The sequence below is a fragment of the Mesorhizobium sp. Arg314 genome (assembly GCF_053714275.1).
On sequence record NZ_JBSKBP010000208.1, the window covers coordinates 1 to 697 of the forward strand.

The window sequence follows — 697 nt, forward strand, 5'->3', positions numbered from 1 at the left end:
GTGAAGGCCGACGGACTGGGCGTCGAGCTTGCCAACGTCAAGATGGCGATGAACCCGTTCGACGAGATCGCGGTCGAGGAAGCGATCCGCATCAAGGAAGCCGGCAAGGCGGAAGAGATCATCGTCGTTTCGGTCGGTCCGCAGCAGGCGCAGGAGACGCTCCGCACCGCGCTCGCCATGGGCGCCGACCGCGCCATCCTGGTCAAGACCGACGAGCAGACCGAGCCGCTGGGCGTCGCCAAGGTGCTGAAGGGCGTGGTCGAGGCCGAGAAGCCCGGCCTCGTCATCCTCGGCAAGCAGGCGATCGACGACGATTCGAACCAGACCGGCCAGATGCTGGCAGCACTTCTGGGCTGGTCGCAGGGCACCTTTGCCTCCAAGATCGTGCTCGAAGGCGATCATGCCAAGGTGACGCGCGAAGTCGACGGCGGCCTGCAGACCGTCGAGCTGAAAATGCCGGCGATCGTCACCGCCGACCTTCGCCTCAACCAGCCGCGCTATGCCTCGCTGCCCAACATCATGAAGGCCAAGAAGAAGCCGCTCGACGAGAAGAGCCCGGCCGACTACGGCGCCGACGTCAAGCCGCGCCTCAAGGTGATCAAGACCGAGGAGCCGAGTGGCCGCAAGGCCGGCGTCAAGGTCAAGAGCGTCGCCGAGCTGGTCGAGAAGCTGAAGAACGAAGCCGGCGTGCTCTAAG

General features: G+C 65.3%; 1 protein-coding gene. It reads left to right on the forward strand.

Going from position 1 to position 697, the window contains the following annotated elements; genetic code table 11:
- A partial coding sequence (locus ACWGS9_RS35120) for an electron transfer flavoprotein subunit beta/FixA family protein (protein WP_454509469.1) occupies window positions 1-696 on the forward strand: 696 nt, incomplete at its 5' end.
- Window position 697: the final 1 nt, after the last annotated feature.